The organism is Ahrensia sp. 13_GOM-1096m (genome assembly GCF_000620605.1).
Lineage (GTDB): Bacteria > Pseudomonadota > Alphaproteobacteria > Rhizobiales > Rhizobiaceae > Ahrensia > Ahrensia kielensis.
On sequence record NZ_JIAX01000009.1, the window covers coordinates 240357 to 263643 of the forward strand.

The following is a 23287-nucleotide window of genomic DNA, read 5'->3' on the forward strand; positions in this document are numbered from 1 at the left end:
CTTTGAGTGAATGTGTTTGTTCACTCAAATTCAAATTCTGAACCCTCGTATTTTGTATCAGGATCTATCTTCATGCGCTCGCAACAAAAAGTCCTTCGCCTCGTTAACCCGCTGCGCCAAAAACGCGCTACCGCCAACATCGGGGTGAACGCGCTGCATCAAGCTTCGATGCGCCTTTCTGATTTCCACAGCGGTCGCTCCCGCCTCAATGCCAAGGATCTGATAGGCTTCTTGATGTGTCATGGCTCCAGATTGAGCCGCGCCAGTGCGCCCCGCGCTCGCGTTCGCCTCAAAGTCATCTCGCCATTGCGGCAAACGGCGGTCAAGATACGCCTCTAATAATTGCATACTTTCATGGTCGCCGGACATTTCGGCGGCCAAAATCAGCAGCGCTTCGTCGCTAAGCGCGTCAAGTACATCGCCCTCATAGCTACCAGCCAGCACAACACCGTTCATGGCGCCGGTATCATGATCGAGCATCATTTCCAGCATCGCGGTGCGCACCGTTGATTTTTGCGCCTTGGCTTTTGTAACGCCGCTATATTTGCGCATCCGCGAAAACAGAGCAAAAGCAACCATCATCATCGGCCCGCCGATAGAAACCCTGCCCGCAAAGCTTAGAATGATACCAACAACGCCAAGGATGATTGGCACAGCAAGCCGCAAACCTTTCGCGATCTGCGCTGGTTTTGCATTAACGGCATAAATACCCAGCAAAACGGCAATGCCAATACAGCCAATGAGTACGAGAAGAATGGTCATGATCTTCTTCCGCCTGATAGTTTTTCTAATAATAATTTATCTGATCGTGCGCCGCGCAATTGAAGCGCTTTTATGCCGCCAGTCGCATAGATGGCAATTGATGACAGCAAGTCTTTCAATACATTGGGCGCATTGCGGTCAAACCTGAACCAGCCCCCCGATGATAAGCGCGCGACTTCTTTAAATGTTGCTTCGGCAAGGTTGTTATGACCTTCCTGAAACACGAAAACAGGCACTTTGCGCATGCCAAGCTGCGCAGCCGCATGGCCTAAATCATCTGGATTTTCTTCCATCGCATCACCAATATAAACCAAGGCATTGATCGGCATATTGGCATTCTCATCAATAGCGTGTTTCAAAACTTTATTGATTTGTGTGTGGCCCGCTCTGCAATCAATCTTGCTCATCATTGTGGCCAAGTCATCGCCGGAGCGCACCCAGCGCGATGCACGGCACTCGCCGCTGCCGCGAAAATAAACCAGCTGCATGGACAAGGGCGTTGATTTGCTGACCGCTTTGAACATCTCCGCTTGAATATGGCACGCCATATCCCATGTTGGCTGACGGCTCATAGTCGCATCGAGTGCCAAAACGACCCTGCCCTTTGCACCATTGGCGGCACTCTTGGCTTGATTGAGAAAGCTGCTGATTTCAGACGCAGAAGACCGCGCCACCGCGCCGCCTTTTGCAGTCGTTGGGTTTCGTACAGGAATTTTTGAGCGCTCTTTCATGATTATAAAATGGCGCTCTTGTTTACTTATGCAAGCTAAATCAGGCCAAGGCCTGCTAATTCAGCGCGCATCTCTTCTGGCATATCTGAAATTTCAGCTTCTCCAGCACCTAAATCGCGCGGCGTATCTTCTGCTTTGAAATATCGCCACCCTTGAAAAGGACGCTTTGGTTGGTGGGCGGTGAGCACAAGTTCAGGCTTCATCACAATATCGCAGCGCGAAATGCCTTGGCTGTCATTATAGGTGCGCAGATCAATAATCTCTTGTCTGCACTGCACGCGGCCCTTGATTACCCAATAGAGCGATCCCGCGCCGATGATTTCATCTGCGCGCTTTGGTGCCATACGTGTCGTATGCACAATTTCAAGCGGTTGCTTAACGCTGCTCAAACGCTTTTTACGGCGTTCGATCGACTGCGCCAAATCGTCAACAGTTTCCACGCCGACGCATAATTTTATCAGATTTAAGGCCATATGTTTAAAATGGACATCTGCCTGCAGAAATCAATGGTGCGCTTTAACAAGCCACAACATTCACAGCCAAACCGCCCTGACTGGTTTCTTTGTATTTCTCATCCATATCGCGGCCTGTTTGGCGCATTGTTTCAACGCAAGTGTCAAGCGACACGATATGTTCGCCGTCGCCCATCAATGCCAAAGATGCGGCCGTTACCGCTTTTACCGCGCCAAGGCCGTTGCGTTCAATGCATGGCACTTGCACGAGCCCTGCGACCGGATCACAGGTCATGCCGAGGTGATGTTCTAAGGCAATTTCAGCAGCATTTTCGATTTGTTCTGGCGTGCCGCCCATAATCGCAGCAATTCCGGCTGCGGCCATTGCAGAAGCAGACCCCACTTCGCCCTGACAACCGACCTCTGCACCCGAAATCGACGCATTGTGCTTTATCAAGCCGCCAATGGCCGCCGAAGTAAGCAAGAATGTGCGAATATCTTCCGGTTTAATATTATCATGGAACTTTGTGATGAACTTCAACACAGAAGGAACAACACCGGCCGCCCCATTGGTTGGCGCGGTGACAACACGGCCACCGGCCGCATTTTCTTCATTGACCGCCATTGCGTAAACATTCAGCCAGTCATTTGCTTCCAGCGGGTTAAACTTGTTCGACAAGCGTCTTTCGTCCAAGCGCTCGGCCAATTGTGCAGCGCGGCGGCGCACTTTTAATCCACCGGGCAAAATACCGCTTTCATTCATACCGCGCTCAATGCAGCCATCCATCGCAGACCAGATACCATCCAGCTTGGCGTTTAATTCAGTCTCACTGATACGGCAAAGCTCATTATCGCGTTTCATCGCCGCGATGGATTTGCCTGACTTTTTAGCCATGGCCATCATTTCATCGGCTGTTTTGAAGGGAAAAGGTACATCGGGTGCTGGTTCTGGCGTGGCGATATTATCAAGCCGCGCCAATTCTTCTTCTGTGACTACGAACCCGCCGCCTACAGAATAATAGACGCGCCGCAATAATGTGCGTCCTTCACCATCATAGGCGCTAAAGGAAAGTCCGTTCGCATGGCCTGGCAAGGCTTGTTTCTTGTCGAAAACAAGATCGATTTTTGGATCAAAATCGTAAGCAGGATGACCTTCTGGTGTAACTTGCCCTGTCTCTTTGATGGCAGAAATGATTTCATCAATTTTGTTGGGATCGATTTCGGCGGGCAAATAGCCAGCCAAGCCCAGCATAACAGCGCGGTCTGTCGCATGGCCAACACCAGTGAAAGCCAATGAGCCATGCAGGGATGCACCAAGACGCTTGATTTCTGAGGCTTGTGGTTTGGGCCAGTTGCCGGAAAGTATTTCTTCCAAGAATCGCGCGGCAGCCGTCATCGGCCCCATCGTATGCGATGAGCTGGGCCCAATACCAATTTTGTAGAGGTCAAAGACGGACAGAAACATAAACAAACTCCGGTTGTCGTACTAACTTAAACCAAGCTTGCTAGAAGTTTCGCTCTTTGTCGACATGTGCTGTCAGAAGCGCGACATAAAAGAGAAATACCGGATTTAAGAAACCGGTTGAACTGTGTTTGAAGCTAGTTCAGGGCCTGAGCCACTCAACATAGCGATGATACAAACCAACACGACGAAAATACCAAGAGCCCAAGCGGTAATGTTCCAGCAAGGCTTCTCTACGTGATCTTCCATATGAACTTTGCCCATAATTAATTTAAACCCAACGAGCTGTTTGAACAGCTGTCGTGAAGACGGCGTATAGGCCGGTGTATCTGGGGACGCAAGTTAAAAAACTATTAACGCCGTGAATGGCTGATATGCACCGAAAGCATAGAAGAAAACAAAGCCCGACATTTCAATCACTTAAATAGATAAGAACGCTTAATATCTATTAACATCACAATTGGCACTCTAGGTGACGCCTGTGAAATAGAGTGGAAAACCAACTTGAAATCAAAAAACGTCACAAATTTAGATATTTATACCGCTCCTAAAACTCTAACGTTTTGGCTTTCACGTAGCGATTAAGAATGGTCTAGGGTCTCATTGATGATTCCGTCCACCGTATGAGCAACCCTAGGAAGAAGCCTCACATGAACCCGATTCGAAAAGCCTCGCCTGCGGACCTTGCTCTCCTTCTTTTTGTCGCGATCATTTGGGCAATGGCTTTCATAGCCATTAAAATTGCCGTGCCAGAAGTTGGGCCTCTCTGGCTTGCCGCCATTCGCGTTGGCATTGGCGCGCTTGTTTTAGCGCCCTATGCGATTTATCGCGGTATGGCGCTGCCGAGTTCGTCAAGAATGTGGACGCTGATTATCGCAATGGCTATTCTTAATGTCGTCATTCCATTTTTCCTCATTTCGTGGGCAGAACTGACGATTGATGCAGGCGTGACCTCACTTTTGATGGGTGTCGGCCCTTTTCTAGCATTGGTATCTGGTCATTTTTTCACCAATGATGACAAAATCAATATGCGCAAAGCAATCGGTGTGCTTTTTGGGTTTGTTGGTGTTTTGACGATTGTTGGCGCTGATGCGCTAAGCCAAATGGGCGACAGCAATATTCTTGGACAACTGGCAGCGCTTGGCGGCTCTTTGTGTTATGTAACGGCAGGTGTTCTTATCCGCAAAATTGATATGCCGCCGACACGTTTGGCTTTTCTAGCCTTGTTAATTGGCACGGTTATTTTGTTTCCGCTCGCACTTCTATTTGCCGATCCAATAAGCGCCATGCCTTCGTCATACGCCATGATGGCGCTTATTTTCCTCGGCGTTTTACCAACCGGCGTTGCCTATATCATCCGGTTCTATCTCATCAATAAAGTTGGATATTCCACCTTTTCCATGTCAATTAATTTGATACCCGTTTTTGGTATTTTCCTTGGGTTTTTAATTCTCGGCGAGCCTTTAAGGCCACAAATTCTGATTGCGCTGGCCTTAGTGCTCATAGGCCTGTTCATTGCCAAATCTGGCGGCCCAAAGGGCGAAAAGATCGATAAAGAGGCCGTTTCATGAAGCAACACAAAACAAGACTTCCCTTTCTTGATGTTTTGCGCGGTATCGCCTTGGTGGCGATGGCAATTTATCACTTCGGCTGGGATTTAGCGTTCTTCAATTATGTCGCGCCCGAACTCGTGAATGAAGGCGCATGGAAATATTTTGCCCGCAGCATTGCCTCATCATTTCTAATTTTGGTTGGCGTCGGGCTAATACTCGCCCACAGCAAGGGCATAGGCTGGCAAGGTTTTTGGAAGCGCTGGGCGAAAGTTGCAGGCGCTGCATTGATCATTACAATCGCAACGTATTTTGCGACACCGGACGCGTTTATCTTCTTCGGCATTCTGCACCAGATCGCATTCGCGAGCCTTGCCGGATTATTGTTCTTACGGCTGCCATGGCCAGCGCTCATCATATTGGGTGCCGTTTGGATTGGTGCTGCGCCCTATTTGCGCTTGGATGCACTGAGCGGTCTGCATATGGCATGGACAGGTCTTGCCAATGAAACCGTGCGTTCTAATGATTATGTGCCTGTATTTCCGTGGTTTGGTGTCGTTCTTATCGGCATGGGTATCGGCGCGTTTCTGTTTCAGCGCGAACAACTATTTACGAACCCGTTTGCAAGGTTTTCACACACTTGGCTTGGCCGGTTTCTGGCCTATATTGGTCGTCACAGCCTGATTTTTTATCTCATACACCAGCCTATTCTTATCGCGCTGATATATCTTTTTTCGCTTGTTATGCCTGCGCAAATTGACCCGGCGCGGCTTAGCGCCGATTTTCAAAGCAACTGCCAGCAGACCTGCATGATGCAATATGGTGAAGCGCGCTGCACATTCTATTGTGGCTGTGTTGAAGCAGATCTTGCCGCGGTCGACCTGTTTACGCCCCTTATGAACGGCACAATCAAATTTACCGAGGAAGAACCCCTTGCTATCTCGCAAGCTTGCAGCTTGGATATGCTAGCCATACCGCAAGAGGACGCAACAAATGACAACGGATAATAATTACAAGGACCGCCCAAATACCATTCCTTGGCCACCGATAGTTTTAGTGTGCACAATCGCGATTGGCTTTATTTTATCCGGACTTGTACCGCTTGGATTTCCACGCACCATTTTGGGCGAATTGCTCTTTGGCCTTGGCCTTATGCTTATCGTGCTGGCATTGTTGATTGATGTTTCTGCAATGCGTTTGATGAGAAAGCACCAAACAGCCATTTTGCCCAATCGCGGCGCTGATAAATTGTTGACCAAGGGTATTTTCGCGTTCAGCAGAAACCCAATTTATGTTGCCAATATCATGCTCATCATTGGCCTTGGTCTGACTTTCGGCACATTCTGGCATTTATTACTCGCGCCAGTAGCAGCATTCGCAACGCGCAAATTGGCGATTGATCGCGAGGAAAAGCATTTAGAATCGCGCTTCGGCAACGCGTTCAGAACCTATAAAAAGAAGGTCAATCGCTGGGTTTGACTTGAAGAGAGATCAGGATGTAACACGCATCTCTGCCAAACGGTTGACGCATGCTTCTTCTACAGCATCAAGCTCGGCCAATGTTTCTTCAATGTCTTTGCGCTTTTGCCGTAGTTCGCCGCGCTTTTCTTCAACGCGGTCTACAATTTTCTGCAATTGGCCCGCCTCACCTTGAGGCGCTTTATACATCTGAATAATGTCTCGAATTTCAGCGATTGAAAATCCAAGACGCTTACCGCGCATAATTTGCTTAACGAGCAAGCGGTCCGCAGGGCGAAAAAGGCGCGTGCGCCCGCGCCGTACCGGAGCGATGAGCCCCTCATCTTCATAGAACCGTAAAGTGCGGGTCGAGATTTCAAACTCGCGTGTCAGTTCTGTAATGGTATAAAATTCGCGCATAATATGTGCCTCCCATGTCGGAGACATTCCCCTATTTGCGAACGACTAGATAAAATTCTTACGTAAAAGTCAATTAATATATGACCTATTGGTCAAATAAACTACAGTTTAATTAATGCACTATTTAAACAAGGAATACCGCAGCCAGCCCCAAAAAGGCAAAGAAGCCAATAACATCGGTAACGGTCGTCACAAATACACTGGATGCACTGGCTGGATCAATGTCCATTTTTGCAAGCATGAGAGGAATGAGAATACCCGCAAGAGCGGCGCAAATCATATTGATTATCATGGCCGCTGCGATCACCAGCCCCAACGGCACATTGCCAAACCAAGCAGACGCCATCAGTCCAATCAATATCGCAAATAACATGCCGTTTATGAGGCCAACGGTTAATTCACGGCGAATGATACGCCCTGAGTTATAGATATCGATATCTTTGGTTGCCAGAGCGCGCACAGCAACCGTCATTGTTTGCGTGCCCGCATTACCGCCCATAGAGGCGACGATCGGCATGAGAACCGCTAAGGCGACCATTTGTTCAATTGTCGCGTCAAACATGCCAATGATGTAAGACGCGATGATTGCAGTTGCCAAATTGACAAGCAGCCAAACAAAGCGCGAGCGTGTGGTCGATATGACATTATCGGACAGTTCTTCGTCGCCAACACCAGCTAGGCGTTTAAAGTCTTCTTCTGCTTCCTGCTGGATAACATCAACGACATCGTCAATTGTAAGCACACCGACCAGCCGGTCGTTTTCATCGACAACCGCAGCAGACAGCAAGTCATATTGCTCAAATATTTGTGCAGCCTCTTCCTGATCCATCTCGGCAGGAATAGCGTGGCGTGTTTCGCGCTGAATGTCTTCGACGCGCACATCGCGCCCTGCTCGCAAAACGCTATCCAAATCAACCGCGCCCACGAGGCGGAATGTCGGGTCAATAACGTAAAGCTGTGAGAAGCTATCGGGCAGATCATCGGTATCGCGCAGATAATCAATCGTTTGGCCAACCGTCCAATAAGGCGGCACAGCAACAAACTCAGATTGCATACGGCGGCCAGCTGATTCTTCAGGATAATCCAAAGAACGGCGCAGCCTGATACGCTCGGTAAACGGGATTTTAGCCAAAATGTCGGCCTGATCCTCCTCCTCCATATCCTCAAGGATATAGACGGCGTCATCGGTATCCATCTCGCGCACAGCAAGCGCAATCTGTTCATTCGGCAGGACGGTCACGATATCCATACGGATCGCTTCGTCCACTTCCGTTAGCGACGAGAAATCAAACTGATCACCCAAAAGCGCAACAAACTCTTGGCGCTCATTTGGCTCCAAAGCTTCAATCAGGTCGCCAAGTTCAGATTCGTGAAGATTTTCGACTGTGCGTTGAAGTTGCTCGACATCACTTGCCTCGATGGCATTCGAGATTTGTTCGATGACGTCCGCGCGAATAACACCGTCGTCACCGTAAATTTCGGTGCCGTCAGAAGTCGCGGTTTGCGCTTCACGGATGTTTTCTGTTTCTGACATCAAAGATTATCGCACTTAACTCTATAAGGATTGAAGCCTTATTGGCTTTCTTTAAGAGTTATATGACGGAGCGCTAAATGCAAATGTATTGATGACAAGTCTTTTAAAAAAAATTCAAAGTGGAGGCATTTATATAAATGCCTCCACAATTATTTAGTGTTTAAACTTCTTGATCTCACCAGACGCCAAACGAGCGCTGTAAGACTTAAGCTCTTTCTTCACGAGCTTCATGAGGAAGTATAAAGCAAAGATGTTCACGACCGCCATTGCGAAGATCGCGGCATCAGAGAAGTCAATAACGGGGCCAAGGCTGGCCGCAGCACCGATGATAATAAAGATACAGAAGATTGTTTTGAAACTAAGCTCCTGCATTTTGCCTTCACCGAACAGATAGGTCCAAGCTTTCAATCCGTAATAAGACCAAGAAATCATGGTTGAAAAGGCAAAGAGCACAACGGCCACAGCCAAAACATATGGGAACCAAGAGATTGACGCGCCGAAAGCCGCTGATGTTAATGCGACACCAGAATTGTCACCTACCGTTGCAATCGCGTTTCCTGCTTCATTGAGAACGAATTGGCCTGTGGCCGGATCCATAATCAACTGACCAGAAATTGTGATAACCAAAGCTGTCATTGTACAAATAACAACAGTGTCAATCAGTGGCTCAAGCAGTGAAACGAAGCCTTCTGTAATTGGCTCATTTGTGCGAACAGCAGAGTGCGCAATCGCCGCTGAACCAACACCCGCTTCGTTTGAAAAGGCTGCACGTTTGAAACCTTGGATCAAAGCGCCTACAAAGCCGCCCGCAATACCAAGTCCTGTAAATGCACCTTCAAAAATCTGGCCAAATGCCCAACCGATTTTGTCATAATTGACAATCAAGATTATCAATGCGGCGCCAACATAAAGAACGCCCATAAATGGTACGATCTTCTCAGTCACGTTCGCAATCGACTTAATGCCGCCGACAATCACAGCAAACACGATAACTGCGAATATTACACCGGTAATCCAACCTGGATAATCTCCTACGATACCGGAAATCTGCGCATGAGCCTGATTGGCTTGGAACATATTGCCGCCGCCCAAAGCGCCGAGAATACAGAAGATTGAAAATACAATCGCCAGTATTTTACCACCCGGTAGGCCAAGTTCATCAAAGCCCTTTGACATATAGTACATAGGGCCACCAGAAACGGTGCCGTCGGGATATTCATTTCGGTATTTCACACCAAGCGTACATTCGGTAAACTTGGACGCCATACCCAAAAGACCCGCTAAGATCATCCAGAATGTCGCTCCTGGGCCGCCTATACCGACAGCAACAGCAACACCGGCAATATTACCTAGCCCAACAGTACCCGAAAGCGCTGTTGCAAGGGCCTGAAAATGACTGACTTCACCTGCATCATTTGGGTCAGAATAATCGCCTTTTACCAATTTGATCGCATGGCCAAAAAACCGGAACTGCACAAAACCAAAGTAAAGCGTGAAAATTGACGCCGCGACCACAAGCCAAAGCACAATCCATGGGAAAGTTGTGCCCGGAAATGGTGCAAAGATCAGATTTACAAATGGTCCTGTTACAGTGGCAAAAACCTCATTGACCTTTTGGTCAAGTGTTACGACTTCTTGCGCGTAAGCTGTTGAAGCCGCTGCGGCTGCCGCAACTTGCGAAAACAAAATTGTTTGAATTTTTTTCATATTATCGCCCCCTACGCCACAACAGTGACAGGAACGCTAGCGCTCATGACAAGGTTAGAAGTTGCACTGCCGAAAATACGCTTCGTAAAGCCGCCTGCAGATGAGCGCGCGACGACGATTTGTTGCGCATTATTTTCTTTTGAAATGTCATTCAGTGCAGTGGCTACATCGCCGTGACGAACGATACCTTCGGTTTTCACCCCTGCATCTGATAATTTCTTAATCGCTGGATTTATAATGCGTTCTTTTGCAGTCGAAATTTCTTCTTCACGGCGCTTGTGCCGCACTGCATTTTCTTCAGCTGTTTGAAATGAATAGGGTGACCATTCGATGATATAAGCAACCAGAATTTCACAATCGCCAATAAGGCCTGCTAGATTCTGTGCATATGCCAACGCTCGTTCACCTGTTTCGTGACCATCTAGGCCAACCACAAGTTTCGTCGTCATTTAATATTCCTCCCTAAAACATCCATCCCCCTTGATGGATTTTAAGAGTGAAACACAAATAATAATAAGCAGCAACAAGTACTAATTTAGGCTGTTGATAGATTTATTCTATCGGCACATTGTCAATGCCACTTGTACCGCCGGGGCCGCACCGTATGACACGCCGAAAAGTCAGCCAACCACCACGAAACAAGCCGTGGCGCGCAATAGCTTCATAGCCATATTCAGAACACGTCGGTATATGGCGGCACGTATTACCAATAAATCCAGACAGGGTGAGCTGATAAAGCCGAATAAAGCCTGTGCCAAGCAACCGCCCCGGTGTGCGGCGCCATTTACCCTGCCAATTGCGAGAATCGGGTTGTTTTTTATGGTTGGCGCACATTATGCAGCCGGTTCCTTTTGGCGCTCAATCTGATCGATTGCATCAACAATAGCGTCAAAGACAAGCAATGTTGATGCATGGCGCGCCTTATAATCTTTGACCGGCTGCAGATATTTGAGCTCTGCAAAACGCCCCTGAGGCGGCTCACCCTCTTCTTTGAGCATCTGAATCATTTGGCTACGCGTGTCGCGCAATTCCTGCGCTTTGGCACCAATGATATTAGAGGCAACAATTGATGCTGCTGATTGGCCAAGTGCGCAAGCCTTAACAATCTGCGCAAAATCAGAAACAACATCGTCGTCCATCTTCAAATCAATAGAAATCGTCGAGCCACAAAGTTTTGAATGCGCTTTTGCAGTTGCATCAGGGCTTTCTAGTGTGCCAACACGGCAAATATTACCTGCATATTCAAGCAACTTGGAATTATATACATCATCAATCATGTTCAGACCGCGTCAAAAAGTTACTTAAATAAAGTGGCAATCCACCGTTCGCATTCTATATAGGTGTTTGAAAGAGCGATCTGCAAGGTCGCGAAACCGCAGTGTTTATGAAATAAGACCTCTAGCGCTAGCTGAGTCTGTTTGATGCCTTTTGTTGGAGACGAGCCGTGGATGCCATTGTGAATAAGCTGCCAGGCAAGGAAAATACTATGTTGGATAATAACAACACGAAACCAACTCAGGCTGAAGCGGAAGAAGCAGTACGCACACTCCTGCGCTGGATAGGTGAAGATATTACACGTGAAGGCCTGCTTGATACGCCCAAACGCGTTGTGAAAGCTTATGGCGAACTGTTTGGCGGCTATAATGCTGACCCTTCTGAGGTTCTGGGTAGAACCTTTGAGGAAGTCGCCGGTTACAATGATGTTGTGCTGGTCAAAGACATTCACTTCCACTCACATTGCGAACACCACATGGTGCCTATCATCGGCAAAGCGCATGTTGCGTATTTGCCGGATGAACGCGTTCTTGGTCTTTCAAAGATTGCACGCGTCGTTGATATTTTTGCGCACCGTTTGCAAACGCAAGAAACAATGACAGCCCAAATCGCCACATCAATTGATGAAACGCTCGCACCGCGCGGTGTTGCCGTGATGATTGAAGCTGAACATATGTGCATGGCTATGCGCGGCGTTCGCAAGCAAGGCTCAACGACAATAACAACACGGTTTACCGGTGAGTTTGATAAGCCGGAACACCAATATCGCTTCCTCGAAATGTTACGTCAGTAAAATCTATGAGTTTGCCCGTGTCACAAATTGTTTTCGCCTCTGCTGATGTCTCCAAGCAAGAATTGGATTCAGGCGACTTGTTTCGCCCGCGTTTTAATGAGGCTGGACTTATCACGGCAATCGCTGTGGATGCGGAAGACAACACCATATTGATGGTGGCATATATGAATGCAGAAGCGCTGAAACTCAGCTTGCAAACGGGCATCGCCCATTATTGGTCACGCTCACGCAATGCACTTTGGAAAAAAGGCGAAACATCTGGCAATGTGCAGATCATCGCAGAAATACGCACCGACTGCGACCAAGATGTGGTCATGATGCGCGTGCGCACGCAAGATAGTGGTGCAAATTGCCATACGGGCCGAAAAAGCTGTTTTTACAGAAGCTTAAAAGTAGCCGATGACGGGAAAGTTGTTCTTTCTTTTGATGAGAAAGACCAACCGCGTTTTGACCCGTCAAAGGTCTATAAATAACGCCAAATATGCGCCGTATTAAACGGAAGCAATATAAGATTTAATTTCTTCTGCTTCGGCTTCAACAGCAGCAATGCGGCGTTTAACAACATCACCGATTGAAATAATGCCGACCAGTTTTCCATCTCGTGCAACTGGAACGTGCCTAAAACGGCCTTTCGTCATCAGTTCCATGAGTTCTGCAATGTTGGTACTTTCTGCACATGTCACAACGTTTTTTGTCATGTGCGTTGATATGGCACTGTCTAGTGCTTCTGCGCCATGATTGGCGATTGCACGCACCACATCACGCTCCGACAAAATGCCATCAATACTGCCATTTCCAGACGATACGATTAAGGCACCAATCTTATGCTCACGCAGTGATTTTACCGCGTCCATGGTCGTTGTTTCAGGCGGCAAGGTAAAGACTTCCGAACCTTTAACTTCCAATATGCGTGAAGCTGTCATCGTTCATTCCTCCTACAAAAAACCATCTAGAAAGAAATGATGTACACAAACGGCATGTTTGACAAGACGCTATACTGCTTTCTTTACTTATGGCGCTTTGTATCCAGATAACCGATGGCGAAAAATCCTGCGATAAGCCCGCCTATATGGGCCTCCCATGCAATGGATGCGCCGCCGCTAAGCCCAAGAACATCTGACCCGAAAGCAAAGTTTAGAACCATCCATATGGCCAAGAACGGAATAACGCCGCGTTGGCGAAGCGAATCTAATGGACCATAGAGCGGCCCCGCAAGGCCAGCACGTGGGTTGCGCCGATTGGCTTTAAATCCGAAACGCGCAGCACCGCCTAAAAATCCAGAGACAGCACCCGATGCACCAATCAACGGCACCGTATCGCCGTAATAAATAATCGTGTGTAATATCACCGCGCCAAGTGCAGTCAGTATCCAGAACAAAATAGAGCGCAGCGCGCCAAGCCGGTAAGCAACGGGCGCACCAAAGGCAACAAGCCAAACCATATTCATGCCCAAATGGGTCCAATCACCATGCAGGAAAGTGTGCCCAACTGGCGAAATCAACGTCGGTAAATCTAACGTGAAAAACTCTGGCGTGAAGCGTATTGGGAAATAGGCAAAGGTGACGAACACCCATTCAGCAAGCTGCTGCGAAAAAACCGAATTGCGCAAAATGTGCATGCCGACACAAATAACAACGAACACCACCAAAATCGCAGGTAAGTTGAATATAGGCTCGCGCGGCTTTTCCTCGGCAAGCTCATTGTCGACGGGTAGATTTTCCATAGGCACCTGCAGTTCGTATGATTGTTACATCCCTACATAATATCAATGGGCATTTTTGCCAGCACCTATAGGGCATAAAAAAATGGCCACTGATGTTTCCATCAATGGCCGTTGAGACGAGTCCCTGCTCACCCCTAAATTTGTGCTGTTTGGAACGAGTGGCTCCAAGTTGGTTTATTAATGCCATATTAACGAACGGCTATCAAACGAAACAGCTTGTTAAGGTTAACAAATCTTTTCCATTTATCGCCCCTGCTTTGGCCCGCTTCGTGCAACGCCTGTCTCAAGAGAGCTGCAAGGCACGTCATATGTCCCGTCTTGCAACAGTTGAAACAGATAAATGGGAAACTGATAGCGATGCTTCACAATGGCACAACGCAGTTGTTTGATTATTGGAATGCCGTCAAAGGCAACCGCACAGCACCCTTGCGATCTGAAATTGCGCCGGCTGCAATATCATCCATATTACCGTCGACCTTTATTCTTCATCAAGACGACACTGGACAGATGGTATTTCGCCTCGCAGGCACTGCATTATGCTTGCTCTTTAGCGAAGAGTTGAAGGGCAAGCCCTTTGACCATCTGTTAGATCAGGATGACCGCAACCTCATGCGCCGCACCCTATCGTCGTTACAAACAGAGATGGTTGCCGTTGTGCTTCAATTAGATGGCACATCTGAGCGCGGGCGATCTGTTCAGATTGAAGCGCTGCTTTTACCGATGATGGATGAAGAGCCCCGTATTCTTGGCTGCTTGCACACAATGGACATGCCCTATTGGATCGGCGCAGAAGCTTTGATGAGCCTCACCATTTCAAACTTGCGGATTATTGATGCGGGAAAAGAGCTTATATCGCTTCATAACCGTCCTGCAGTCGCTTTGTCGCAACGTAAAGCGGCACCGCAGCCCTTTCAATCAAGTAGCAAATTCGCCGTTTTACAGGGCGGAGCAATGCTTGGCGCGAAACAAGCGCCGCGCGTTGCTACCCGATTACAAAAGCCAAATTTAGTTATCCTGCCTGGCGGGCGATCATGATCAACAATATATAAAAATTTAAGCCCGCGGCTTACCTGTTGTTAACCTCGATGCCTCATTCTAAGGGGACTATTTATTAGACTCGTGGAAAAACCGATGAGCTTTGCCCCAAATGCAGCTGAGATTGACCTAACTAGACGCCAGTTTCAGCGCGTCGATGTTAATTTAATTGGCCGCTATATGTTGCAGGACCGTTCAGAACATGAGTGCAAGATTTGCAACATGTCACCGGGCAGCGCAGCATTCATATGCAACAAAGTTGGTGAAATCGGAGAACGTGTCGTCGCCTATATCGATCATGTTGGTCGCATCGAAGGTAAAATTACCCGCATTACAGACGTTGGCTTTGCGATTGAGTTGACCTCGACAGCACGTAAGCGCGAAAAACTTGCCGCGCAGCTTACTTGGCTTGCCAACAAGCATGAGCTTGCTCTTCCTGAAGATCGTCGCCACGAACGTATCGTGCCACAGAAACAAGCTGTTGTGTTGTCGCTTCCAGATGGGCGTCAATATCGCTGCCGTATCATTGATTTGTCTCTGTCCGGCGCAGCTATAGAGTTGAAAGTAAGACCTGCATTGGGCTCGGCTGTGACACTTGGCAATATGCGTGGGCAGGTTGTTCGTCATTTTGAAGACGGAATCGCAATTGAATTTGCAGTAATTCAGCGACGTGAAAGCCTCTCAGATTACCTAAACTAGGCAATTTATATCAGCAAAAACAATATGTTGCTGAGAATACGCAAAAAATACTTTGAATTTTACACGTAATTTCACAGAATTTGCCTCAAATTTACACGCCAGAATTCGGCTGATTTAAAACTCTTGCTGTCAGTGTTCATCCCACAGGAGATGGACATGACAACAATTAAAAAATCAGCGATTAAGTTTTTAGCTTCCGCATTCGGCGCTGCACTGTGTACCATTATGGCATCGAGCGGCAGTGCCTATGCGCTCAGCATGAAAACGACGAATTTTACCACACAGCCAATTGGCCACAATGAGTTTTGTAAAGCTGCCCCCGTTGAATGCCAACGCACAGGCCGCAACATAGCACCGCATCAATTGACGCGTGCGAGCTGGGCTAAAATTGTCGATGTAAACAATCACGTGAACACGACTGTCGCCCCGCTTACAGATCTTGAAATCTGGGGCAAAATGGAAGTTTGGTCATACCCAACAAATGTTGGCGATTGCGAAGACTATGTTCTTTTGAAACGCATCAAACTGATTAAGGCTGGCATTAATCCGGGCAATCTTTTGATTACCGTGGTCAAACAACCCAATGGCGAAGGTCATGCCGTTTTGACTGTACGCACCGATCGCGGTGACTTCATTCTTGATAACCTTGTCGGCCGTATCGATGATTGGCGTGACACACCTTATGAATACCTAAAGCGGCAATCGACTGAGCATGCTGGTCGCTGGGTAACAATCGAAGACAACCGAAGCCGTATCGCACGGAACTGACGTGTAAATAGCAACACTGTTAATTTGAGTTTGCCCGGGTCGAGTCCCATCATCCATCCCCAGACTTGGGCAACGGCCGATCTTCTTAATTGAAGATCGGCCTTATTTTTATTCGCTAACAAGCTTTGTTCTAAAAGCCTTCGAGCACAAGTTTGCCCCGCGCTTTTCCGCTTTCAAGAATAGCATGGGCGCGTTTCAAATTTTCTGCATTGATTATGCCAAGTGTCTCTGTCGCCGTTGAGCGGATTTTACCGTCATCAAGCAATGCGGCAACTTCGTTCAATATATCGCCCTGCCGCTGCATATCATCTGTTTCAAACAGCGAGCGCGTAAACATCATTTCCCAATGTATCGACACGGCTTTGCCTTTGAACGGCATAATATCGAAGCTTTCTGGATCATCAATCAATCCAAATCGCCCCTGCGGTGCGATCAGCTCTCCAACTTGTGCGGCATAGCTACCCGAATAATTTGTCGAGAATACAAAACCGGGCTGACCTATGTCCAAGGCTTCGATCTGTGCAGCCAACGGCTTGCTGTGGTCAATCACATGGTGCGCACCCAACTCTTTGACCCAGTCCATTGTTTCGGGGCGTGATGCCGTTGCTATAACGGTAAGATCCGTCAAAGCACGCAGCAGCTGGATTGCGATTGAACCAACACCGCCTGCCCCGCCAATGATCAAAACCGCAGGTGCAGCGCCTGGAACAGGATCATTCACACGCAAGCGGTCAAACAGCATTTCATGCGCTGTCAGCGTTGTTAATGGCAAGGCAGCGGCTTCTGCATCTGTCACCGATTTAGGTTTAGAGCCGACAATGCGTTCATCCACGAGATGATATTCAGAGTTTGTACCCTGCCTATTAATGGCGCCAGCATACCAAACCTCATCACCTGGCTGGAACAATGTCACATCGCTGCCTGTCTCGACGACTTCACCAACCGCATCCCAGCCTAAAACAACAGGAACATCATTTTCTGATTGCTTGCGGCCACGTATTTTGAAATCAACCGGATTAACCGACACAGCCTTTACCCGAACCAACAAATCTCGGCCTGTTGGTTGCGGCTTATCCATTTCCAATTCAACCAGCGCCTTGTCATCGACAATCGGCAAGCTCTCATAATATCCAATTACTTTCATTTTATTCTCCATCGCCGCAAAATGTTGCGGTGTTTAATCAAGCTATTTTGCTGAGTTCATTGACACTGAAATTAGCAACCGCTCCATCCGTTGCCTCCATATAGGCTGCTAAATGCGGCGCACTCATATGCTGCTGCCAAAGCTCACGGCTTTCCCAGTTTTCATAAAACACGAAGAAGCCCGGATTCTCATTATCGCTGTGTAGATCATATTGCAGACAGCCCTGCTCTGCGCGTGTGATCGACACGAGCTTCTCAAGCTGTGTGCGTACCAAATCTTCGCTGCCAGCAACCGCTGTAATTTGGGCCAGAATAGTAAGTGCCATGTCAGTTCCTTTTTTGACAATCAATCAAGTTAGATGCATATGAGACTTTACACACAATCTGACAAGTACGCACAATTGATGCATATAGGTACATTATGGATACTGTAGAAACGCACACACATCTACCGGCACAGCGCTTTGAAAATTATGATTGCAGCGAGGGGTGCCCCGTTGAAGCAGCGCTTGAACAAATTTCAGGTAAATGGAAGGGCTTGATTATCTTCCACCTGATGCAAGAAACTCTGCGCTTCAACGAGTTATCCCGCCGCCTTTCTGGCGTGACACAGCGCAGCCTGACGAAGCAGCTACGTGAATTAGAAGCTAGCGGCATTGTTCACCGGAAAGTCTTTGCTGTGGTACCACCAAAGGTGGAGTATCGCCTGACAGATAAAGGCCGCGAACTGCATGATGTGATTGAAGCATTACGCTCTTGGGGAAGCCGTTACAGATAATAAAAACGCCGCAAACTCAATGAGCTTGCGGCGTTTTTAAATTTAATAGTGCTCGCTCTTTAAGCTGAAGCGTTCTCTGCTTCTTCGGCACGCTCTTCATAAATATAAAGTGGGCGCGCACCGCCGCGAACAACTTCGTCAGATATAACGACTTCGCGTACACCTTCCATCGCTGGCAATTCGAACATTGTGTCCAGCAAAATGCTTTCCATAATAGAGCGAAGACCACGAGCACCTGTTTTGCGCTCGATAGCTTTTTGCGCGATTGCGCTCAAAGCATCTTCGTGGAATGTCAGCTCTACGTCTTCCATAGAGAAGAGACGCTGATACTGCTTCACGATCGCATTTTTTGGCTCGGTCAGAATGCGGATAAGCGCTTCTTCATCAAGATCTTCCAATGTTGCAAGAACCGGCAAACGGCCCACGAACTCAGGAATCAAACCAAAGCGTAGCAAATCTTCTGGCTCAACCTTGCGGAAGAGTTCGCCTGTCTTGCGCTCATCAGGCGCTTCCACAGAAGCGGCAAAACCAATGGACGTACCTTTACCGCGCTCGGAAATGATACGGTCTAGACCCGCAAATGCACCACCTGAAATAAACAGGATGTTTGATGTATCAACCTGCAAGAATTCCTGCTGCGGATGCTTACGGCCACCTTGCGGCGGCACGGAAGCAACAGTGCCTTCCATGATCTTCAAGAGTGCCTGCTGTACGCCCTCACCCGATACATCGCGTGTAATAGACGGATTATCAGACTTACGAGAAATTTTGTCGATCTCATCGATATAAACGATGCCGCGCTGCGCGCGTTCAACATTATAATCAGATGCCTGAAGCAGTTTGAGAATGATGTTTTCAACATCTTCGCCCACATAACCAGCTTCTGTCAGTGTGGTTGCATCGGCCATTGTGAACGGCACATCAATCACACGCGCTAGCGTTTGAGCGAGAAGCGTTTTACCGCAACCTGTTGGGCCGATCAGCAAAATGTTAGATTTCGCCAATTCCACATCATCGTTTTTCTCGGCATGTGCCAAACGCTTATAGTGGTTGTGAACAGCAACAGAAAGAATGCGTTTCGCATAAGGCTGGCCGATGACATAATCATCAAGCGCACCCAAAATCTCTTGCGGTGTTGGCACACCTTCGGACGATTTAGCCACAGAGGATTTATTTTCCTCGCGGATGATATCCATACACAATTCAACACATTCATCACAAATGAAGACGGTTGGTCCTGCAATTAGTTTACGCACTTCATGCTGGCTCTTGCCGCAAAAAGAGCAGTAGAGTGTGTTCTTTGCGTCTCCGCCTGAACTTCCACCACCACTATTACCGACTTTGCTCATCAATTCGTCCCTATGTTTCGCAGCATATTCTACTATGCCGGATTTTGCCCTTTCGGGGGCTATTTGTCCCGTGATTACCGATCATAAGGTAAACGGATACTATTTAACTGGACGCAAAACATTTCCAGCGTGATTCGTATCAACATGTGACCACACTTCTTGTAACCAACACATTAACGCGTCCAAAATTTAACGCGATTGCGCAAATACGCAATCGCAAAGGCGTGTCACAATTGCCGCACTCACGTCTAAAACAACGCAATATGCGTTAAATCAGACGATTACTTAGCGCTTTCGCTCTCAATCGCCGCACGTGACGTGATCACTTTGTCGATCAAGCCAAATTTTTGTGCTTCATCAGAAGACATAAAGTTATCGCGCTCAAGTGCGTTTTCAATCGTGTCGTAGTCCTGACCTGTGTGTTTGACATAGATCTCATTCAAACGACGCTTCAAGCGCTCTGTGAACTTGGCGTGGATCATAATGTCCGTTGCCTGTCCCTGATAACCACCTGATGGCTGGTGCACCATGATTGATGCGTTTGGCAATGCAAAGCGCATATCTTTTTCGCCAGCGGCAAGAAGCAACGAGCCCATGGACGCTGCCTGCCCTGTACAAAGCGTAGACACAGCAGGCTTAATGAACTGCATTGTATCATAGATCGCCATGCCAGCAGTCACAACACCGCCTGGTGAGTTGATATACATTGCGATTTCTTTTTTCGGGTTTTCTGCCTCAAGAAAAAGAAGCTGCGCACATACGAGTGTCGCCATGCCGTCTTCAATCGGGCCCGTGATAAAGATAATACGTTCTTTAAGAAGGCGTGAAAAAATATCATAGGCGCGTTCACCGCGTGCGGACTGCTCCACAACCATCGGCACAAGGTTCATCGCGGTTTCAATTGGATTGCTCATTTATCACCTTTGGCGTGTTAGCTTGAATTCATGTTTAATTTTGCGAATGCAAAATTATAATTCTAATTCCCGACTTCATAGACATTTCGGGAATCATTTAAATCTGTTCCTGATAAATAGGGTGTCAAACCCCTATTTCGCAAGGTAGGTATGGGAATTTGGTTTAAAGGTGGTTTATACATTCCATTCCTACCCCTCTTTCACATCATTTATTTGCTATGACCATCTGCCCAAATTACCTTAAAATTACGTTGAAGCCCTCCGGCCCCCATGTATCCATTGACCCACATGAGCCAGCCTTCGTTCAGAACCCCTATGCTGCATATGCCGCCTTGTTTGAGGCTGGTCATCCGGTTTTCTTTTGGGAAGAATATGGCATTTGGTGCCTGGCAGGTTTTGATGCCGTCAATACTTTGTTTCGTGACCGCCGGTTTGGACGACAAATATTGCATGTGGCAACCCGCGAGGAACTTGGCTGGCCAGAGCGCCCTGCACATTTGAAAAACTTTGATGATGTCGAGCGCCATTCACTTTTAGAGCTTGAGCCGCCCGGCCATACGCGTTTGCGCAAATTGGTAAACCGCGCCTTCGTATCACGGCAGGTCGAATTGCTGCGCCCGCAGATTACAGACCTTTGCCTGCAACTTGCGGATAAGTTTAGCGGCGAGACTGAACTTTTGGCTGATTATGCAACGCCGCTTCCCCTTACGACGATCTGCCGCTTGCTGGGTGTTCCCGTTGATGCTGGCCAGCAATTGCTTGATTGGTCGCACGCCATTGTGAAAATGTATGTGCTGGACCCAACGCCTGCCGATGAAGCAGCCGCGGACAAAGCGTCGAAAGACTTTGCCGATTTTCTGCGTCATCACATTCAGCAGCATAAGCAGGCACCGAAGGATGATCTGCTCTCAACGCTCATCGCCGCCACAGAAGATGGTGACCGATTGACGGAAGACGAGTTGATTTCAACGATTGTCGTGCTGCTTAATGCTGGTCATGAAGCAACGGTTCATCAGCTTGGCAATGCTGTGAAAACGATTCTAGAAAGCGGCATAAGTCCTTCAAAACTATTTGAAAGTGATGCTTCAACAATTGCTACGGTCGAAGAGTGCATACGCCATGACGCGCCGCTGCACATGTTCACGCGCTATTGCCTTGATGATCTAACACTTGAAGTCGATGGCGCATCTATTCCTTTGAAAAAAGGTCAACAGATCGGACTTCTCTTGGGAGCAGCCAATCGCGACCCACGCAAGTTCGATGCGCCTGACCAGTTTAATCCGGAACGCTCGTTCCAAGGCAATGTATCGTTCGGCGCTGGCATTCATTTTTGCATTGGGGCACCGCTCGCGCGGCTTGAGTTGCAAATAGGACTGCGTACATTGTTTGAACGCGTACCGGATTTAAAACTATCGACACCGCCGCAATATCGCGACATTTTCCACTTTCACGGACTTGATAAAGTTCTCATTTCATAGACGACAAAGAGGCATTCATGACCACCCCAAACTTTGACGAACAGATTAAACGCATTGGCACAAATTGCGCCAAATGGGACGCACTTGAGAGCACATATAACATTGCGAGCGACGAAGGCTTGGCCATGTGGGTGGCTGACATGGAATTTAAGCCACCGCAATCGGTTCTTGATGCGCTGAGCTCAATGGTCGATCACGGCGTCTTTGGGTATTATGGCGATCAAACCTCTTACAAAAACGCTATCGTAAACTGGATGGACCGCCACCATAATTGGAAAATTGACCCAGCGTGGATTTTCACGACGCATGGCCTCGTTAATGCTACGGCATTTTGTGTTCAAACATGGTCTAAGCCCAATGATGCCGTTATCCTGTTCACGCCTGTTTATCATGCCTTTGCACGCATTGTTGAAGCCAATGGTCGCCGTGTGCATGAAAGCCCTCTGATTGATAAAGATGGGCGCTATGTGCTTGATATGGAAGGTTTGGAAAAGAGCCTTAAGGGCGATGAGACAATGCTCATCTTCTGCTCACCGCACAATCCGGGTGGACGCGTTTGGTCAAAAGACGAACTAAAAGAAATTTGCGATTTCTGCATCAAGCATGATCTGCTTTTGGTGTCTGATGAAATTCACCATGATCTGGTTTTCGGTGATGCCAAACACACAATCATGAGCTTGATGGGCGAAGACATCAAATCGCGCCTTGTCATGATGACGGCAAGTTCAAAGACATTCAACATGGCGGGCGGTCATTGCGGCAATGTCATTATTGAGGACAAAAAGCTTCATGGCGAGTTCGACGCAACGCTGAAAGCCAATGGCATTTCATGCAATAGTTTTGGCATTCGCATGACGGAAGCTGCCTATAATGGCGGCGATGAATGGCTGGAAGCGCTTCTTGCCTATCTATCAGAAAACAAACGTATTTTTGATGAAGGCATTAATGCCATCCCCGGCATTCGCTCGATGAATTTGGAAGCAACCTATCTTGCTTGGGTTGATTTTTCAGGCACTGGCATGGACCGCGCCGAGTTTACAAGGCGCATTGAGAAAGATGCCAAGATTGCCACCAATAATGGGCCTACATTTGGCTCAGGCGGCGAAAGCTGGCAGCGCTTTAACCTTGCTGCCCCACGCGCACAAATCATCGATGCCGTGGCGCGGATGCAAGCTGCCTTTGGTGATATGCAATAGGAAGCATGGCAATCAAGATAGCGTATCTGATTTTGTCGGATACGCTATTTTTGTAGGCAC

28 protein-coding genes are annotated in these 23287 nt (G+C 48.0%); 11 read left to right on the forward strand and 17 right to left on the reverse strand.

The genetic code is table 11. The features are described from left to right. Positions 1 to 57: 57 nt before the first annotated feature. The 5 genes from N530_RS0105095 to N530_RS19010 all read right to left on the reverse strand — a co-directional run bounded on the left by N530_RS0105095 (position 58) and on the right by N530_RS19010 (position 3656). Positions 58 to 762, reverse strand: coding sequence for a DnaJ domain-containing protein (locus N530_RS0105095; protein WP_026479815.1), 705 nt, complete (start codon positions 760 to 762; stop codon positions 58 to 60). Further along, complete coding sequence (locus tag N530_RS0105100; protein ID WP_026479816.1) at positions 759 to 1493, reverse strand: hypothetical protein; 735 nt, start codon at positions 1491 to 1493, stop codon at positions 759 to 761. The genes N530_RS0105095 and N530_RS0105100 overlap by 4 nt, the downstream gene beginning before the upstream one ends. A 35-nt stretch (positions 1494 to 1528) precedes the next feature. After that, a complete protein-coding gene (locus tag N530_RS0105105; RefSeq protein WP_026479817.1) occupies positions 1529 to 1966 on the reverse strand; it encodes a DUF1489 family protein in 438 nt (145 codons plus the stop codon). Between the two features lie 43 nt (positions 1967 to 2009). After that, positions 2010 to 3410, reverse strand: coding sequence for an L-serine ammonia-lyase (locus tag N530_RS0105110; protein ID WP_026479818.1), 1401 nt, complete (start codon positions 3408 to 3410; stop codon positions 2010 to 2012). A gap of 105 nt (positions 3411 to 3515) precedes the next feature. Next, positions 3516 to 3656 carry a hypothetical protein gene (locus N530_RS19010; RefSeq protein WP_155851920.1) on the reverse strand — a complete coding sequence of 47 codons (141 nt, stop codon included), beginning with the start codon at positions 3654 to 3656 and terminating at the stop codon, positions 3516 to 3518. 401 nt (positions 3657 to 4057) lie between these two features. Between N530_RS19010 and N530_RS0105115 the strand changes: the two genes are divergently transcribed. Genes N530_RS0105115 through N530_RS0105125 form a run of 3 tightly spaced genes read left to right on the forward strand, consistent with a single transcriptional unit; the run spans position 4058 to position 6436 of the window. Then, positions 4058 to 4978: a DMT family transporter gene (locus tag N530_RS0105115; protein WP_026479819.1), complete on the forward strand. Its 921-nt coding sequence runs from the start codon at positions 4058 to 4060 to the stop codon at positions 4976 to 4978. Continuing rightward, a complete protein-coding gene (locus N530_RS17450; protein WP_051540770.1) occupies positions 4975 to 5964 on the forward strand; it encodes a heparan-alpha-glucosaminide N-acetyltransferase in 990 nt (329 codons plus the stop codon). Before N530_RS0105115 ends, N530_RS17450 begins: the two co-directional genes overlap by 4 nt. Further along, positions 5951 to 6436, forward strand: coding sequence for an isoprenylcysteine carboxylmethyltransferase family protein (locus N530_RS0105125; RefSeq protein WP_026479820.1), 486 nt, complete (start codon positions 5951 to 5953; stop codon positions 6434 to 6436). The genes N530_RS17450 and N530_RS0105125 overlap by 14 nt, the downstream gene beginning before the upstream one ends. Before the next feature lie 12 nt (positions 6437 to 6448). On the opposite strand, the gene N530_RS0105130 is transcribed toward N530_RS0105125, so the two are convergent. From N530_RS0105130 to N530_RS0105155, 6 genes are all read right to left on the reverse strand, one after another. Then, on the reverse strand, positions 6449 to 6835 hold the full coding sequence (locus N530_RS0105130) for a MerR family DNA-binding transcriptional regulator (protein WP_018687625.1): 387 nt from the start codon (positions 6833 to 6835) through the stop codon (positions 6449 to 6451). Positions 6836 to 6959: 124 nt separating this feature from the next. Next, positions 6960 to 8369, reverse strand: a complete 1410-nt coding sequence (gene mgtE, locus N530_RS0105135; protein WP_026479821.1) for a magnesium transporter — start codon at positions 8367 to 8369, stop codon at positions 6960 to 6962. Positions 8370 to 8522: 153 nt separating this feature from the next. Continuing rightward, on the reverse strand, positions 8523 to 10076 hold the full coding sequence (locus N530_RS0105140; RefSeq protein WP_026479822.1) for a sodium:alanine symporter family protein: 1554 nt from the start codon (positions 10074 to 10076) through the stop codon (positions 8523 to 8525). A gap of 11 nt (positions 10077 to 10087) precedes the next feature. After that, on the reverse strand, positions 10088 to 10525 hold the full coding sequence (locus N530_RS0105145; protein WP_018687622.1) for a universal stress protein: 438 nt from the start codon (positions 10523 to 10525) through the stop codon (positions 10088 to 10090). Between the two features lie 103 nt (positions 10526 to 10628). Then, positions 10629 to 10910, reverse strand: coding sequence for a membrane protein insertion efficiency factor YidD (yidD, locus tag N530_RS17455; RefSeq protein WP_035266420.1), 282 nt, complete (start codon positions 10908 to 10910; stop codon positions 10629 to 10631). Then, complete coding sequence (locus N530_RS0105155; RefSeq protein WP_026479823.1) at positions 10910 to 11353, reverse strand: iron-sulfur cluster assembly scaffold protein; 444 nt, start codon at positions 11351 to 11353, stop codon at positions 10910 to 10912. The genes yidD and N530_RS0105155 overlap by 1 nt, the downstream gene beginning before the upstream one ends. 167 nt (positions 11354 to 11520) lie before the next feature. Here N530_RS0105155 and folE point away from each other — a divergent pair, with 167 nt between their 5' ends. Beyond that, on the forward strand, positions 11521 to 12144 hold the full coding sequence (gene folE / locus N530_RS0105160; RefSeq protein ID WP_026479824.1) for a GTP cyclohydrolase I FolE: 624 nt from the start codon (positions 11521 to 11523) through the stop codon (positions 12142 to 12144). 5 nt (positions 12145 to 12149) lie between these two features. Further along, positions 12150 to 12617 (forward strand): phosphoribosyl-AMP cyclohydrolase, encoded by a 468-nt coding sequence (gene hisI, locus N530_RS0105165; RefSeq protein ID WP_035266422.1) that lies wholly within the window; start codon positions 12150 to 12152, stop codon positions 12615 to 12617. A gap of 18 nt (positions 12618 to 12635) precedes the next feature. Here the strand turns inward: hisI and N530_RS0105170 are convergent, their stop codons facing one another. Both N530_RS0105170 and N530_RS0105175 read right to left on the reverse strand, forming a co-directional pair. After that, positions 12636 to 13067 carry a CBS domain-containing protein gene (locus N530_RS0105170; RefSeq protein WP_018687617.1) on the reverse strand — a complete coding sequence of 144 codons (432 nt, stop codon included), beginning with the start codon at positions 13065 to 13067 and terminating at the stop codon, positions 12636 to 12638. A gap of 83 nt (positions 13068 to 13150) precedes the next feature. After that, positions 13151 to 13867 carry a rhomboid family intramembrane serine protease gene (locus N530_RS0105175; RefSeq protein WP_026479826.1) on the reverse strand — a complete coding sequence of 239 codons (717 nt, stop codon included), beginning with the start codon at positions 13865 to 13867 and terminating at the stop codon, positions 13151 to 13153. Positions 13868 to 14224: 357 nt separating this feature from the next. Here N530_RS0105175 and N530_RS17460 point away from each other — a divergent pair, with 357 nt between their 5' ends. From N530_RS17460 to N530_RS0105195, 3 genes are all read left to right on the forward strand, one after another. Further along, positions 14225 to 14902, forward strand: a complete 678-nt coding sequence (locus N530_RS17460) for a PAS domain-containing protein (protein ID WP_051540771.1) — start codon at positions 14225 to 14227, stop codon at positions 14900 to 14902. A gap of 96 nt (positions 14903 to 14998) precedes the next feature. Then, positions 14999 to 15601 carry a PilZ domain-containing protein gene (locus N530_RS0105190; protein WP_018687613.1) on the forward strand — a complete coding sequence of 201 codons (603 nt, stop codon included), beginning with the start codon at positions 14999 to 15001 and terminating at the stop codon, positions 15599 to 15601. 156 nt (positions 15602 to 15757) lie between these two features. Beyond that, positions 15758 to 16369, forward strand: coding sequence for a transglutaminase-like cysteine peptidase (locus N530_RS0105195; protein WP_026479828.1), 612 nt, complete (start codon positions 15758 to 15760; stop codon positions 16367 to 16369). Positions 16370 to 16499: 130 nt separating this feature from the next. On the opposite strand, the gene N530_RS0105200 is transcribed toward N530_RS0105195, so the two are convergent. Then, positions 16500 to 17513 (reverse strand): zinc-binding alcohol dehydrogenase family protein, encoded by a 1014-nt coding sequence (locus tag N530_RS0105200; RefSeq protein WP_026479829.1) that lies wholly within the window; start codon positions 17511 to 17513, stop codon positions 16500 to 16502. 37 nt (positions 17514 to 17550) lie between these two features. Next, positions 17551 to 17838: a putative quinol monooxygenase gene (locus N530_RS0105205; protein WP_026479830.1), complete on the reverse strand. Its 288-nt coding sequence runs from the start codon at positions 17836 to 17838 to the stop codon at positions 17551 to 17553. A 95-nt stretch (positions 17839 to 17933) separates the two neighbouring features. Here N530_RS0105205 and N530_RS0105210 point away from each other — a divergent pair, with 95 nt between their 5' ends. Beyond that, a complete protein-coding gene (locus tag N530_RS0105210; protein ID WP_026479831.1) occupies positions 17934 to 18290 on the forward strand; it encodes a helix-turn-helix domain-containing protein in 357 nt (118 codons plus the stop codon). A gap of 59 nt (positions 18291 to 18349) precedes the next feature. Here N530_RS0105210 and clpX read toward each other — a convergent pair whose 3' ends face one another. Together clpX and N530_RS0105220 are read right to left on the reverse strand one after the other, a co-directional pair. After that, positions 18350 to 19639 (reverse strand): ATP-dependent Clp protease ATP-binding subunit ClpX, encoded by a 1290-nt coding sequence (clpX, locus tag N530_RS0105215; protein WP_026479832.1) that lies wholly within the window; start codon positions 19637 to 19639, stop codon positions 18350 to 18352. A gap of 281 nt (positions 19640 to 19920) precedes the next feature. Then, a complete protein-coding gene (locus N530_RS0105220; RefSeq protein WP_018687607.1) occupies positions 19921 to 20553 on the reverse strand; it encodes an ATP-dependent Clp protease proteolytic subunit in 633 nt (210 codons plus the stop codon). 218 nt (positions 20554 to 20771) lie between these two features. Between N530_RS0105220 and N530_RS0105225 the strand changes: the two genes are divergently transcribed. Continuing rightward, the gene (locus N530_RS0105225) at positions 20772 to 22031 is read left to right on the forward strand and encodes a cytochrome P450 (RefSeq protein ID WP_026479833.1); all 1260 of its coding nucleotides are present in this window, start codon (positions 20772 to 20774) and stop codon (positions 22029 to 22031) included. Between the two features lie 17 nt (positions 22032 to 22048). Next, entirely contained in the window at positions 22049 to 23227 is a 1179-nt protein-coding gene (locus N530_RS0105230; protein ID WP_026479834.1) for a MalY/PatB family protein, read from the forward strand. Positions 23228 to 23287 lie beyond the last annotated feature (60 nt).